Raw genomic sequence first — 15,614 nt, 5'->3', positions numbered from 1 at the left:
TGTTCAAAAGTCAGTTATGCTAAAAAATATCTTAATAAAAAAGGAAGTGTGCGAAGGATGTCATTAGCTCACATAATTGATCATACAGCATTGAAACCGCATACACAAAAAGCGGACATTCTAACATTAATTGAAGAAGCGAAAACATACAAATTTGCTTCAGTATGTGTCAATCCGACATGGGTGGAGCTTGCTGCAAAAGAGCTCGAGGGAACTGGAGTTGACGTTTGCACAGTCATCGGCTTCCCGCTCGGTGCCAACACAACTGAAACAAAAGCGTTCGAAACAAAAGACGCCATTTCAAAAGGCGCCACTGAAGTGGACATGGTTATTAACATTGCTGCTTTGAAAGACAAAGAAGACGATATGGTTGAAGCGGATATCCGCGGGGTAGTCGAAGCCGCAGCCGGAAAAGCGCTTGTCAAAGTCATTATCGAAACCTGCCTTCTGACTGATGAGGAAAAAGAACGCGCGTGCCGTTTAGCGGTTTCTGCCGGAGCGGATTTCGTGAAAACATCAACGGGCTTCTCTACAGGCGGCGCAACGAAGGAAGATATCGCCTTAATGCGCAAAACGGTAGGTCCTGATATCGGCGTGAAAGCATCTGGCGGCGTCAGAACGAAAGAAGATGTAGACACAATGGTCGAGGCGGGAGCGAGCCGAATCGGCGCAAGTGCGGGCGTTTCCATTGTAAAGGGAGAAAACGCATCAGGCGGAGATAACTATTAAGAAGCCGACGGAAGGCAGACTGCTTTCCGTTTTCTGAGGAAACAATGGTTGTAAGCGAATACAAATAAAGGAGAACACATATGAAGTATTTGATTGGGATTATCGGTTTAATCGTGTTTTTAGGCCTTGCGTGGATCGCAAGCAGCGGGAAAAAAAGAATTAAGATCCGCCCAATTGTTGTTATGCTCATTTTGCAATTTATTCTCGGCTATATTCTCCTCAATACCGGAATAGGAAATTTCCTCGTAGGAGGCTTTGCGAAAGGATTCAATTACCTGCTTGGATATGCGGCAGAAGGGATCAACTTTGTGTTTGGAGGTCTGGTGAATGCGGACCAAACGACATTCTTTATGAACGTGCTCCTGCCAATCGTGTTTATTTCCGCTCTGATTGGGATTTTGCAAAAGTGGAAAATACTCCCGTTTATTATTCGATATATCGGCCTTGCCCTCAGCAAGGTAAACGGTATGGGGAGACTGGAATCGTATAACGCAGTCGCTTCTGCTATTTTAGGACAGTCGGAAGTATTCATCTCCTTGAAGAAAGAACTCGGTCTTTTAAATCAGCAGCGCTTGTACACGCTTTGCGCTTCTGCGATGTCAACGGTATCAATGTCAATCGTCGGCGCGTATATGACGATGCTCAAACCGGAATATGTGGTAACGGCGCTGGTCTTGAACTTATTTGGCGGTTTCATTATCGCTTCCATTATTAATCCTTACGAGGTTGCAAAAGAAGAGGATATGCTTCGTGTTGAAGAAGAAGAAAAACAATCCTTTTTCGAGGTGCTCGGGGAATACATCCTTGACGGCTTCAAAGTAGCGGTTGTCGTTGCGGCGATGCTGATTGGATTTGTCGCGATTATCGCCTTGATTAACGGTATTTTTAACGCAGTATTCGGTATTTCCTTCCAAGGCCTTCTTGGATATGTGTTTGCTCCATTCGCTTTTCTTGTGGGTATCCCATGGAATGAAGCCGTTAATGCGGGAAGCATTATGGCAACAAAAATGGTATCGAATGAATTTGTCGCCATGACGTCGCTGACGCAAAACGGTTTCCATTTCAGCGGCCGTACAACAGCGATCGTATCGGTATTCCTTGTATCATTTGCGAACTTCTCCTCAATCGGAATCATTGCCGGCGCGGTGAAAGGACTGAATGAAAAGCAAGGAAATGTCGTCGCTCGTTTCGGTCTGAAATTATTATACGGCGCTACGCTTGTCAGCTTTTTATCAGCGGCAATTGTGGGCTTGATTTATTGAACTTAATCGTAAAGGATCGGTGACTATACATGAGAATGGTAGATATCATCATCAAAAAACAAAACGGAAAAGAACTCACCACAGAAGAAATTCAATTTTTCGTGAATGGCTATACGGACGGAAGCATACCTGATTATCAGGCAAGCGCGCTTGCCATGGCGATTTTCTTTCAGGATATGAGTGACCGTGAACGTGCGGACTTGACGATGGCTATGGTGAACTCCGGTGAAACGATTGATCTTTCTGCCATTGAAGGAATTAAAGTTGATAAGCACTCTACCGGCGGCGTCGGCGACACGACAACACTCGTTCTCGCTCCGCTAGTCGCGGCTCTTGATGTGCCGGTTGCCAAAATGTCCGGCCGCGGCCTCGGCCATACGGGCGGAACGATTGATAAATTAGAGGCAATCGACGGTTTCCACGTGGAACTGTCGAAGGACGAATTTATTAAGCTTGTGAACCGTGACAAGGTCGCCGTCATCGGCCAAAGCGGCAACTTAACGCCGGCTGATAAAAAACTGTACGCGCTTCGTGATGTAACGGGAACGGTTAATTCCATCCCGCTCATTGCAAGCTCCATTATGAGTAAAAAAATCGCTGCCGGCGCGGATGCTATTGTACTCGATGTCAAAACGGGAGCGGGCGCCTTCATGAAAACGGAAGAAGACGCAGCTGAACTCGCCAAAGCGATGGTGCGCATCGGAAATAACGTCGGACGCCAAACAATGGCTGTCATTTCAGACATGTCCCAGCCGCTCGGCTTTGCGATTGGAAATGCGCTTGAAGTGAAAGAAGCGATCGACACGCTCAAAGGCGAAGGTCCTGAGGATCTTCATGAGCTTGTCTTAACGCTCGGAAGCCAGATGGTTGTGCTTGCGAAAAAGGCCGCTACTTTGGACGAAGCGAGAGCAAAGCTGGAAGAAGTCATGAAAAACGGCAAAGCGCTGGAGAAATTCAAAGACTTCCTGAAAAACCAAGGCGGCGACAGCTCGATCGTTGACGATCCATCTAAGCTTCCGCAAGCTGCATATCAAATTGATGTGCCTGCCAAAGAAGCGGGGGTCGTCTCCGAAATCGTCGCGGACGAAATCGGCGTCGCTGCGATGCTGCTGGGTGCCGGACGCGCCACAAAAGAAGACGAAATCGATTTAGCCGTCGGCATCATGCTTCGCAAAAAGGTCGGCGACAAGGTAGAAAAAGGCGACCCGCTCGTGACCCTCTACGCCAACCGCGAAAACGTCGATGAAGTCATCGCAAAAGTCTATGACAACATCCGCATCGCAGCGGAAGCAAAGGCGCCGAAGCTGATTCATACGGTGATTACGAGATAAAAAAATAAGATGAAAACAGATCGTGTTTTGTAGCGATCTGTTTTTTTTGTTTTGAATAAACTTACACAGCAAAGAAGTCACATTCTTCAACGACCGCTCCATCAAACCATCCGGCATAAAACAGATGGATAGCTATTCATTTGAAACAGAAATGAAAAATGAGCAGGATACGTCCAACCAGGCCATAACCCCGCATGCTTTAACAAAGCTCCTATTAATATTCCATACTCGCACGGAAAAGACATCCCAACCGGCATCAAAAAGCCACCACCATCCAGCTCAACAAAAACCACACCATCTCCAGGGAAATGACAGGAACATGGAGGGAAATTGAGAATAATACAGCCCAAATCACATTAGCTAGCAAGAAATCTAATGGGGTATTTGTACGTCAGTGGTGAGGCTGTTTGGAGGAGTAGGCATAAAAGATAAAATTATATTTAAGAACCTTTTCTTACTTACTTCATATTAGGTATTTTGAAAACACCTTATTAATTTTGTATACTATAACAAAAAATAACAATTTTATATAGATAAATAAGATGTTTTGGAGGGAATAATTTGGCGAATGTAATCATTGAGATAGGTAATACAACATATTCTGATCAAATTAAAGAATGGCGATTATCTAAACGAGATAATGCTAAAATAATTGTTGATATTACATTGAGCAGTGGAATGAGGAAAAGTGAAGAATTAGATAAGTGTATAATTACCCCTGTTCGAGAATTGGTCATTAACAAGCAAGAACGACTAATTTTAAAGGGAAATGTAAAAGCAAATATAGAAAACGTTAAAATATATGGGGATAAGTATGCTGTTTTGACTTTTAAGGGAAACGATCAGAAATATATTTATAAAGTAAAAGATATTGAAAAGATTACTTTAGGTAATGCAAAGTTTAAACAACTTTTGGATTATTTTAGACATGTAGCGGCAGTTAAAGATAAAACAAAAAATGATATCCCTCCTATTTTAGAAGGCGAAATTCAGCGTATGCCGTTAAGAATAGAAAGTGCTCTCTATGCTTATTTTTCAAAGGAAAGTCGGTCGTACAAGGATTCAGAGACCCTTCTTTTTCCTTTTGGGTTAAACCTAAGTCAAATCCAGGCAGTTCAATCTGCTTTTTCTTCTCAAATAAGTGTAATTGAAGGCCCTCCTGGTACAGGGAAAACGCAAACTATTTTAAATCTAATTACTAATATAGTGATGCGAGGAAAGAATGCTGCAATTGTCTCAAGCAATAATTCCGCAGTTGACAATGTTAAAGAAAAAATGGAGAAAGCAGGATACGATTTTCTTCTTGCAACATTAGGTAGCCAAGATAATCAAAAAAAATTCTTTGAGCAACTTCCGGAACTTCCGCGAGATATAGCCGAATGGAAGATTGAGGATGGAAGAGAATCAGAGTTACTGAAAAATGTCTTAAGTGACATAGAATCTATTAAAGAACTATTACAGTTACAAAACCGACAAGCAGTAATCAAACAGCAAATAAAAGACCTAGAAACAGAGAAAAAATATTATAAACAACATTTTGAGTCACTAGAAACCACGAAGCCAAAGCTTTTACCTTTTTATAAGTTTAATAATGTTAAGATTTTAAATTTTATGGCTGATGAAGTACTTAACAAACAAAAGCGAATGAACTTCTTTAAGAAAACCAAATATCTGTTTTACTATGGGTTATATGACTTCAAACAGATAGGAGATAGTTTAAATAAAGAGAAAGTGCTCTCACAACTCCAATACCAATTCTATAAGCAAAAACTAACTGAATTAAATTCTGAGTTAAATAAAATAAATCAAATGCTACAGGCCAAAAATTTTGACGATCTAAGTAATCAAATTCAAAATTACTCTGCTTTAATTTTTAAAAATTATATACATAATAAACAAAACAGGATTAAGGAAGAGAATTTTGAGCACAAGAAATATAAAGATGCAAAGCAGTTTGATCGATTTATAAATCGATATCCTATTATTCTGAGTACTGCATTCTCTTTAATGAAATCAATCCCAGATGGTTTCTTATTCGATTACTTAATTATAGACGAAGCCTCACAGTTAGAATTGATGCCAGGTATCCTTGCTCTAGGTTGTGCTAAAAATGTGATTATTGTTGGAGATACAAAACAGCTACCTCATATTCCAGACAAGAACATATCAAAGGGAGAAATGGGAATCGAACCTTGCTTTGATTATGTAGAAAATAGTCTTCTGCATTCTGTTTTAAAAGTATACGAGGATAAAATTCCAGTTACTTTGTTAAAGGAACACTATCGATGCCATCCAATGATCATTAAATTTTGTAATGAACAATATTATGATGGCAACCTCATTCCTTTGACTAGATATGATGAAGTAGACGATTCTTCAATTATTTTAATAAAAACCGTTAAAGGAAATCATATGAGATTCCAAGGCGGACGACACAATGTTCGTGAATTGGATTCTCTTGAAGAGACAACTATTAGAGAGAAGGTTTTCCCACAAGATTTTGATGATATTGGATTCATTGCTCCCTATAGAGCCCAAATAAAAGCTGCTAATCATTATATGAGAGAAGAAATTATGAAAGATACTGTACATAAGTTTCAAGGAAGAGAATGTGATGGAATCATTTTCTCCACAGTACTTGATGAAAAGGGCAGTAAAAAGGATATTGAGTTTGTTGATAGTGCCAACTTAATTAATGTCGCTATATCGAGGGCAAAAAAACGGTTTGTTTTAGTATCTACCGTCGATATTTTCAAGAGGAGTAACAAAGAAATCTCCGAGTTAATACGTTATATGGAATATTATACGGAAGCTAGTTTATATCATGAAAGTCAGGTCATTTCCGTTTTCGATTTACTATATAAAGAATTCTCAGAAGTTTTAGTTGAAAGAGAAAATAAACTACGAGAGAGTGACTCAAAGTATAAATCTGAAAGGATAATTGCGAGTTTGCTCAGAGATATTCTTAAAGAAGAGGCCTATAAAAAAATTCAGTTTAGACGGGAGTATCGTTTAAAGGATTTATTTAATGATACCTCCCATTTAAACAAAGAGGAACGAAGGTTCATTAAAACAGTAGCAAGATTTGATTTTTTGCTCTATTACAAAATGGGGAATGAACCTGCTGGGGTAATAGAGGTAGACGGTACTGCTTATCATCATTCAAGTGACCAGAAAAGACGAGATGAATTAAAGAATTCTATTTTGAAGAAATCGGGGATACCTTTTATTAGATTAAGGACAAATGAGAGTGGCGAGGCAGAAAAAATAAAGGGACTATTAAATTCAATTTTAAAACAATAAGATAAAAAATATTAGACACTAGATAGGACTATTTTGAGTGTAAAAATAACTCTATATAGTGAAAAAAATTATGTTGTTATAGAATCTTTTCAGTATGATAAAGTTTAACTAGATCAGATCATAAAATAAATATAGCTTTATGACTTAAAAGAAATGAAAGGAAGAAATAAAATGAAAAAAACAATTAAAGTTGCTGCAGCAGTGATTCAAAACGATAGAGATATGATTTTATGTGCACTTCGTTCGCCAACCATGTCTTTGGCCAATCTATGGGAATTCCCAGGAGGGAAACTTGAAGAGGGAGAGAATGCTCGAGAAGCTCTTGTCAGAGAAATTCATGAAGAGCTTGGTTGTAAAATTGAAGCCGGTGAAATTATCGATAACATTCATCACGAATATGAGAAAATCATTGTTAATTTAATTTCTATTCAAGCGAAAATTGTTGAGGGTGAACCTGATGCTAAAGAACATGCGGAACTCAGATGGGTGCCCGTGAGCGAACTTGATTCACTTGAATGGGCACCTGCTGATATTCCAACTGTAAATGCACTAATGAATTAAATCAACATACAAGTTTTCTGGGACAGGCTGATGGAGCTTCCATATTACATTCATAGGTTTGTCCCCATTGCTTGATACGTAATCTACTTTACCTAGATAAATGAAGGGTAAGGTAATATCATGCATTTCGTTAAATTTACGAACGAATAGATGTATATTATATTCTCTTTGTCTATGGTTAATAAAATTCTGACCGACATTAGAATGATGTGATGTTTGATTTGGACTTTGCCAATGAAAATGGTAGGGATCAATAAAGTAATCTTTATATAACAAATGGTCCTCTACTTTTTCAGATTTATTTAATGTAATAAAAATTAAGTAATTATTGTTAACTCTCTTTACACCTTCTCGCCACGTTCCCTCTTGATCAGTAGATTGAAATAAATGTATGAGTTCATTTCTAGTATATGTTTGAAATAAAGTGAGTTGTAGTTCACTAGATAAAAGTGCTTCTATATTATTCAAACGTCTAAATTCAGTTAATCCATATTGAATACGCTCCTTAATATAAGGACCAAACTGAGGATGGCATAGGCGTTCAATAATATCTGATTGTAGGATGAACGTACTTTCCTCCACTGTACCAAAACTCCATTGCTGTTTTTTTAGTGGTTTGGCTAAACGCTCCATAGATCGTTTAATTAAATTGTCGTGTATATTAGTGTTTTTGATTTGTAAATGAAATGTATCCTCTAAAGACTTTTTAACATCATCGACAGTGATTCTTTTTGTATTATATCCACATTGCAACACTAATAAATCATAAGGCCACTTGATAGGAAACTGTTGTTCTAACCAGGATACCATTTTTAAAACTAACGAATCATTTAATATTATTTTATCCAAAGAATGAAGGTCATCCATTCTGCGTTTCGTTTCGACCCAAGACTTATATTTCTTTATAAAAAAGGTAAGGCCTGGAGCTTGATCTGAATAAAGAAAATCTAGTAGCTCAGGAGAGCGTCCAATATCTCGTTTGAATTGATAATATAAAGTTTTCAACATGGCAACTGAATTTAGTTTAATACTATCAATTTTGTGTAAAATCTCTTTTTTCGTTACAGATGAAAGGTCTACATAAGACCCACCTGGTAAGTCTGCAAACTCATGGGTCACGGCAACTCTTAATGAATCTTTATCAAAGGATTTTTGACTCGTTTGTCCGGAAAGGGCTAGCGGTATGACAAACGACTTTTGATAATTACCTATAAAATCCAGAACCGTCACAAACTCTTTATCATCAGTCTTTCTTAATCCTCTTCCTAACTGTTGAATAAATATGGTTGGTGATTCAGTCGGTCTCAAAAAAAGCAGTAAGTTTAATTTTGGTATATCAATACCTTCATTAAAAATATCTACTGTGAAAATTAGCTCTAAACTGTGATGCGGGTCTTCAAGTTCTCTGATGACTTTCTGACGTTGAGCTGAAGAATCTTGCCCTGTTAAATATGTTGTATGGAATCCTAATTGATTAAATTCTTGACTCATATATTGGGCATGTTCAATGTTAGTACAGAAGCCCAACCCACACATTTTTTCTCCATGGAAACCGTACATATTTATCATCTTTATTACATAATCGACTCGCTCATGGTTTTTTAAGTGGCTGACCAGAGAGCGTTCATCATAAACCCCGTTTGTTATTTTTACTTTATCATAATCAACAGTATGATCTGGAATACCAAAGTAATGAAACGGGGCGAGCAATTCAGCTTCTAACGCATCTCGTAGGCGAATTTCATAGACAACATTATGATTACAGATTTCAAGTACATCTTTACCGTCTAAACGTTCTGGAGTTGCAGTTAATCCTAATAAGAATTTAGGTTTAAAGTAATTCAACACTGATTGATAGGTAGAGGCTTCTGCATGATGAAATTCGTCAATGACAATGTAATCAAATTCATCTGGTGCAAACCGTTTTAATGTTTCTTCTTTATACAAGGTTTGAACTGTGCTAAATAAAAACCTTTTATTCCATTCTTTTTTCGATCCAGTTAACAATCCAAAGTTATCATGATCATTAGTGACTTTTTTAAATGTTTCAATGGCTTTAGTTAGTAACTCCTCGCGATGAGCGATAAAAAGATATTTTTTTGGTTGATATTCGGAAAAATCAAATGCTGCAAGATATGTTTTTCCTGTACCAGTTGCAGCGATAATAACAGCCCTTTCCTCACCTTGTTCTCTCGTTTTCTTAAGGTTTTTAAGCGCTATTTCTTGCATGGCATTAGGTTGTATTTTTGTTTGGTAAAGAGAGTTTTGAGAGACGAGAGACGCACTAATTTTGTGATTAGCTGTTTGAAATTCTTCATAAGCTTTTAAGAACTGGTCATCGACCGGTTGTGTTTTTTCAAGCCATACTTTATTAAAGACATCTTTTGTTTGTTGAAAAATAGGAAGATATTTTGTATCAGGTATTCTCGCATTTAGCTCATACCCAGTGGTCAGAGCGGATTGCGAAAGGTTTGATGATCCAATAATGACGCTATGTTGCCCTGACTGACGTTCAAATAAGTAAGCTTTTGTGTGAAAAGATTGACGATAATCATTTACAATTCTTAAGGTAACATTTTGAAATTGCATGAGTTGTTTAAGGGCTTTAGGTTCAGTAATTCCCATATATGTGGATGTAATAATACGTACTGGTACATTGCGTTTATTGAGCTCTTGTAATGGCGGAATAAGAAGTTGGACGCCAGACCATCTTGTAAAACTGACCATAAAATCCACACGATCAGCAGTTAACATTTCATTCTTTAATGTTTTAAAAAAATTATCATCCGCTCTATGGTTTCCGAGTAGATTCAATCGTGATAGCGAAAAGTGCTCAGATACAGGAAGATCCAAGTCACCTAAATGATAAAGAACTGAAGAAAGTGGTGTTGCAAAGGCAGTATCATTACCAAGATCAGAAGATACTTTTTGGGTTAATTCAACCGCCTGATGATATTCTCCATGATGAACAAGCGTTTTGATTTTTTCACCAAATTGTTTTGCTATATGTAAAGTTAAAATTTCTGTGTATTCTTTCGGTAAAACAGGCTGAAATCGATGTTCAACCGGATAAAGCTTGTGCTTTTCTTGCAATTCTTCATGAAAACCACTGTTTTTTGTCATTTTTTCTCTCTCCATATTTAAATAGATATCCTGATTTTATCATTATTATTGACTATAGGTAACAGAGATTTGCAAAGGCACCTCGAACAAATGAGGATAATTGTACCTGCACTTATAGTCCTGTGCAAGCTGAATTTCACTCGCGAGAAAGTGAAATGAAAAGGATAATAGTTAAATATACTTATCTTATCCCTCTTCAAGACAAACCCTTTTGCCTATTTATCCAATATGACCCATCATGTAATATGAAAATAGTCTGTATTGTAAAGAATTGACACAGTTTGATAGAAACACGAGGTGTTGCGGCATGCATAGTGAAATGTTGTTACATTCGGTAAAAGCCGACTTACATGAAAAACAGGAACAGATCCATCAGTTAAAACGAGTGCTGCACGAAATCAGGCAAATCAAACACGAATTTTCCGAGGCTAAGCATCTCATTCACCGGCCTCATCTTAACCGAGAGGCATGGAGAGGAACACATGCGGAGCGATTCGAGGATATTCGTGAAGGAATGAACAAAGCATATCAGCAAATTAAAAGCGATCAAGTCAGCGGAATCATCGAAAGCATCGAAGGGAAAATCCACTCCTTAGAGGGCGATGTCTATTCCATCAGACGCCAAATCACAAGAATAGAGCATGAAATAGAGAAGGAAAAACACAAAAAGTGAGGTGAGCACAAATGGCACGGGAAATTAAAATGGTGTATGGCACAGTGAAGCAAGGGCTCTCACAGCTCAAAAATTCAGCTGAACTCAAATCCTCCTTGCCCGGCCACATCTCAGGCCGAAACCATTTAAACGTTGTGAAGTCCATTGAGCAATTAAATGAGGAGATCAAAGAGCTCACCGAAGCCTATGCGTCCGTTCTGGCCAAACATATCGCACAAACGGAAAGCGCGGTAAACGCCATGAAGGAAACGGACGAAAACATATCATCTTCCATGAAATAAAGCGCGGGAGGACAAGGGATTGAAAACATTAGATGTCCACGCTCTTCACGAGGGCATTCAACATACGATTGAGAAACTGGACAAGCAAAAACAGCAGCTGGAGAAGCTGGAAAAAAGCGTTGAGCACCTGGCAAGCATGAAGGACGCGCTAAAAGGAAAAGGCGGAGACGCCATCCGGACCTTCTACGAGGAGTGCCACAAGCCTTTTCTCCTCTTCTTTGGCATGTTTATCGACGAATACAAAAAAGTGCTGAAACAAACCCAGCATGCGATTGCATCTGTAGAATCTGACTCCCACGGCATGATCGCCGAGGCTTTTCTCTCACACGATGCAAGACACGGAGTCAAGCATGCACGAGAAGTGACAGAGCAGCTCACAGACGCAGTGAATCGCCAAACATCAGCCATCGGCCACATCGTCAGCCTGCCGACAGTCAATGACTCCATTTTTCGGATGGAAACAGAACAGGCTGAACGGCTGATCACAGACACCCTGCATAAGCTCTTTCAATTTGACGGCCAGCAAACCCAAGCACTAGAAACAGCAAAATCAGATTTTCAAACGATGAAAAAGTATATCGATCAGCTCGAAACGATGTACACCGGGCCGAAAATTGAAATCACAGGCTACAAAAGCGGCTCCATCTTGAAATCACAGGAAGAAGAAAACATCAACCAAACCTTCGGCGCGATTAACCCGCAAATGAAGCAGGCGGATGACTCACCGATGGAGATGATGTTGAAGAAGCTAGGAGAGAAAGAAGGTTCTGAAGTTGATTCGCTGGCTGCCCATAATCGCCTAGAACAAATGATAAAGAGTCAAAAAATCACCAAGAAAGTCTATACTGAAGAGGATATAAAAAAACTACAGAAAATTTACAAAACTATTGATGGAATAACTTACTGTGCCTACATAGATGGAAATATAATTGTTAAGATAGAGTGTGTTGATGAATCTCTAGAACCAGATGACAATGAACGTGATATAGAGAGATACTTAGAAATGGGTTTGGAGTTATTTAGTGCAGACGATTGGGAACGAGCAGCATTAGGATATGACCCGAATACACATGAAAAACTCTCACTTCTAGATCGATTCAAAGCTGGTGTTAACATAACGCCGCCTGCTAAAGTTATCAAATGGATTCGACGGGGAAATAAACTAGCTAAAGTGTCTAAGAAAGCAGAGAAAGCCACTGATGAAGTTTCGAAAGTTGAGAAAAGGGAGAAGGAGGCTGAGAAAGTTGCTAAAGTGGAGAAGAAAAATTCTAAATCAGCAAGTAAAGTTAAATTTTCAGAAATGACCGCTGATGAACAAATAAAAATAGCCAAAGAATACTCCAAGAGGGCACCAATTAGAATCCCTGATGCGGCAAAAGTTAAAGCTCAATCGAAAACTGATTATGAACAAATAACTTATAAATGGAATGATGGAACATACAAGTATGAGGTCAGATGGCACACAAGTACGCCTGGAGCTCCTAAAAACCAAGGGAATACGTGGGTTGTACAAAAGACTGTTCCGGGAAATGGTGGACAACAACCACAGAGGTTCTTTAAAATCGGAGAAAACGAGTGGATTGAAGGTCATAAATGGTTTGAAGCTATTAGGGAAAGAAAAGCTGGAACAGCTACTAAAGACCAATTAAGAATTTTAGAAAAAGGCCATTGGAAGGATTGATTGAGTTGTTAAATACAAAATTTTATGATGGATTTGAGGGTGAACCTGAACTTGCCTTATTTGATGGAGAAAACAAGTTCATCATGTGGAATGGATACTTTGAAACTTTATTAAAAGCTTTATTAGATAACAATCTAGAAAAAGAGGGAATTATTAAAGAATACTTTTATCAAGAAGGCTGGTATGATGACTCACCTTGGGTAATAGAAGACGTACAATTAGCAATAAACCAAATGAAAAGTTTTGATGTAAGCAAACTAGATGCCTCAGACGGTTTTAAAGAAGAATTAGTAGAATTAGTTCAAGAGATTATACAATTTCTTGAAAATGCAAAAAATAAAACTGTTGTTATTGAATACGATTAAATCTAGGGCTTTCAGTTTTTCGACAAAAGAAGCTGGGAATCCAGCTTCTTTTTGAAGTTTGATGTAATTTGATTTGAGAAAACAAAAAACAATAACATTTCCAAGCGTAAAAGTTTATGTTAAATCTGTTTGTTATTATTCTCAAAATAATTGTTAGTAGTTCTCATTCTTAAAAATTAAATTTAACGGCATATTGTAATAGAAGGAATATGAAAGCGTTGACATCCTATAAATCTAGTGCTAAAGTATACCTATAAACAAATAAAACGGCCCGTCAGGATTGTTACTGCGAAAGCAGGCAAAACCTAAATGGTGCAGGTGCAGGAGGAGACTCTCGCAATCTGCGTCATTTAGGTTTTTTTTATTCTCATTGAGGAGGTGATGCGGCATTGTGATACAAAAAAAGCTGGTGAAAGGCGGCAACCTTTCATCCAGCGGGTTCCCCCATAAAAAGGAGGTATACACATGGATTATGATAAATTATCGAAAGAGATATTACAACTGGTGGGCGGTGAAGACAATGTTCAGCGCGTCATTCACTGCATGACGAGGCTGCGTTTTAATCTTCATGACAACGCGAAGGCGGATCGCAGTCAATTGGAGCAGCTGACGGGGGTGATGGGCACCAATATCAGCGGCGAGCAGTTTCAAATTATCATTGGAAACGATGTGCCGAAGGTGTATCAGGCGATACTGCGGCACAGCAATCTCAGCGATGAGAAGAGCGCTGGTTCATCTTCTCAGAAAACGAATGTGCTGAGTGCGGTTTTTGATGTGATTTCCGGTGTGTTTACCCCGATTCTGCCTGCGATTGCGGGAGCGGGAATGATCAAAGGGCTTGTTGCGCTGGCGGTCACGTTTGGCTGGATGGCGGAGAAGAGCCAGGTTCATGTCATTTTGACGGCTGTCGGTGACGGCGCGTTCTACTTCCTGCCGCTCCTGCTTGCGATGAGTGCGGCGAGAAAGTTCGGCAGCAATCCGTACGTAGCGGCGGCCATTGCGGCGGCGATTCTGCATCCAGATTTGACGGCACTGCTTGGTTCGGGGAAACCGATTTCCTTTATTGGGCTTCCTGTAACCGCTGCCACTTATTCGTCAACAGTCATTCCGATTTTGCTGGCGATTTGGATCGCTTCGTACGTGGAAAAGTGGATCGACCGTTTTACACACTCGTCTCTCAAATTGATTGTGGTTCCGACGTTGACATTATTGATTGTCGTGCCGCTGACATTGATTACAGTCGGTCCGCTTGGCGGTATTTTAGGAGAATACTTGTCTGCCGGCGTGAATTATTTGTTTGATCATGCAGGGCTTGTGGCGATGATTTTGCTGGCGGGAACGTTCTCTCTCATCATTATGACGGGCATGCATTATGCCTTTGTGCCGATCATGATCAACAACATTGCCCAAAACGGCCATGATTATTTACTGCCGGCGATGTTTTTGGCGAATATGGGGCAGGCCGGAGCATCATTTGCCGTCTTCCTTCGCTCCAGAAATAAAAAGTTTAAATCACTTGCGCTGACGACGAGCATCACGGCGCTGATGGGGATTACAGAACCTGCGATGTACGGCGTGAATATGCGTCTGAAGAAACCGTTTGCGGCCGCTTTGATTGGCGGTGCGGCCGGCGGCGCGTTTTACGGTATGACAGGTGTTGCTTCCTATATCGTCGGAGGGAATGCGGGTCTGCCGAGTATCCCTGTGTTTATCGGCCCGACGTTTATGTACGCGATGATTGGTCTTGTGATTGCTTTTGCGGCGGGAACAGCGGCAGCTTATCTGATCGGATTCGAGGATGTACCGTCTGAAAGCGACCAGCAGCCGTCAGTGCATGAAGGCAGCGGAGAAATCATTCACAGTCCGATTAAAGGAGAAGTGAGAGCATTAAGCGAAGTGAAAGATGGGGTGTTTTCTGCCGGAATCATGGGAAAAGGATTTGCCATTGATCCTGAAGAAGGAGAAGTCGTTTCACCTGTACACGGAAGCGTTACCACCATTTTTAAAACAAAACACGCAATTGGCATTACGAGTGATCAGGGAGCTGAAATCCTCATACACATTGGATTGGAGACGGTGAAGCTGGAGGGGCAATGGTTCACGGCTCACGTCAAAGAAGGCGACAAGGTTGCACCGGGAGATCCGCTCGTGTCCTTTGATCTCGAGGAAATCAAAGCCGCGGGATATGACGTCATTACCCCGGTGATCGTGACCAACACAGACCAATATTCGTTTTCGCCGGTGAAAGAAATCGGCAAAGTGCAGACAAAAGAAGCATTGCTTGCTTTATCTTAAAAAAACTGAT

12 protein-coding genes are annotated in these 15,614 nt (G+C 39.8%); 11 read left to right on the top strand and 1 reads right to left on the bottom strand.

Annotated features, from left to right (window positions below):
* The first annotated feature begins 57 nt into the window (after positions 1 to 57).
* From deoC to V756_RS0102395, 6 genes are all read left to right on the top strand, one after another.
* Positions 58 to 729, top strand: a complete 672-nt coding sequence (deoC, locus tag V756_RS0102415) for a deoxyribose-phosphate aldolase (protein WP_024713257.1) — start codon at positions 58 to 60, stop codon at positions 727 to 729.
* Between the two features lie 80 nt (positions 730 to 809).
* Complete coding sequence (gene nupC, locus V756_RS0102410; RefSeq protein ID WP_024713256.1) at positions 810 to 1,991, top strand: nucleoside permease NupC; 1,182 nt, start codon at positions 810 to 812, stop codon at positions 1,989 to 1,991.
* Positions 1,992 to 2,020: 29 nt separating this feature from the next.
* Positions 2,021 to 3,322 carry a pyrimidine-nucleoside phosphorylase gene (locus tag V756_RS0102405; RefSeq protein ID WP_024713255.1) on the top strand — a complete coding sequence of 434 codons (1,302 nt, stop codon included), beginning with the start codon at positions 2,021 to 2,023 and terminating at the stop codon, positions 3,320 to 3,322.
* 224 nt (positions 3,323 to 3,546) lie between these two features.
* The gene (locus V756_RS1000000124690) at positions 3,547 to 3,723 is read left to right on the top strand and encodes a lipocalin-like domain-containing protein (protein ID WP_309441089.1); all 177 of its coding nucleotides are present in this window, start codon (positions 3,547 to 3,549) and stop codon (positions 3,721 to 3,723) included.
* 160 nt (positions 3,724 to 3,883) lie between these two features.
* The gene (locus V756_RS0102400) at positions 3,884 to 6,625 is read left to right on the top strand and encodes an AAA domain-containing protein (protein WP_024713254.1); all 2,742 of its coding nucleotides are present in this window, start codon (positions 3,884 to 3,886) and stop codon (positions 6,623 to 6,625) included.
* 171 nt (positions 6,626 to 6,796) lie between these two features.
* Positions 6,797 to 7,186, top strand: a complete 390-nt coding sequence (locus tag V756_RS0102395; RefSeq protein WP_024713253.1) for a (deoxy)nucleoside triphosphate pyrophosphohydrolase — start codon at positions 6,797 to 6,799, stop codon at positions 7,184 to 7,186.
* Here V756_RS0102395 and V756_RS0102390 read toward each other — a convergent pair.
* Positions 7,175 to 10,309, bottom strand: coding sequence for a DUF3427 domain-containing protein (locus V756_RS0102390; protein ID WP_024713252.1), 3,135 nt, complete (start codon positions 10,307 to 10,309; stop codon positions 7,175 to 7,177). The two genes, V756_RS0102395 and V756_RS0102390, sit on opposite strands and share 12 nt — an antisense overlap.
* A gap of 307 nt (positions 10,310 to 10,616) precedes the next feature.
* Between V756_RS0102390 and V756_RS0102385 the strand changes: the two genes are divergently transcribed.
* The 5 genes from V756_RS0102385 (at position 10,617) to bglP (ending at position 15,604) form a co-directional block, all read left to right on the top strand.
* Positions 10,617 to 10,982, top strand: coding sequence for a YwqH-like family protein (locus V756_RS0102385; RefSeq protein ID WP_024713251.1), 366 nt, complete (start codon positions 10,617 to 10,619; stop codon positions 10,980 to 10,982).
* An 11-nt stretch (positions 10,983 to 10,993) separates the two neighbouring features.
* Positions 10,994 to 11,263: a YwqI/YxiC family protein gene (locus tag V756_RS0102380; RefSeq protein WP_024713250.1), complete on the top strand. Its 270-nt coding sequence runs from the start codon at positions 10,994 to 10,996 to the stop codon at positions 11,261 to 11,263.
* 19 nt (positions 11,264 to 11,282) lie between these two features.
* Complete coding sequence (locus V756_RS01000000121730) at positions 11,283 to 12,944, top strand: T7SS effector LXG polymorphic toxin (RefSeq protein ID WP_024713249.1); 1,662 nt, start codon at positions 11,283 to 11,285, stop codon at positions 12,942 to 12,944.
* Positions 12,945 to 12,949: 5 nt separating this feature from the next.
* The gene (locus V756_RS0102370) at positions 12,950 to 13,309 is read left to right on the top strand and encodes a hypothetical protein (protein WP_024713248.1); all 360 of its coding nucleotides are present in this window, start codon (positions 12,950 to 12,952) and stop codon (positions 13,307 to 13,309) included.
* A 465-nt stretch (positions 13,310 to 13,774) separates the two neighbouring features.
* Positions 13,775 to 15,604 carry a PTS beta-glucoside transporter subunit IIABC gene (bglP, locus tag V756_RS0102365; RefSeq protein ID WP_024713247.1) on the top strand — a complete coding sequence of 610 codons (1,830 nt, stop codon included), beginning with the start codon at positions 13,775 to 13,777 and terminating at the stop codon, positions 15,602 to 15,604.
* Positions 15,605 to 15,614 lie beyond the last annotated feature (10 nt).

It is taken from the genome of Bacillus tequilensis KCTC 13622 (assembly GCF_000507145.1).
GTDB classification, from domain to species: domain Bacteria; phylum Bacillota; class Bacilli; order Bacillales; family Bacillaceae; genus Bacillus; species Bacillus tequilensis.
This window is presented reverse-complemented; position numbering and strand designations above follow the sequence as displayed.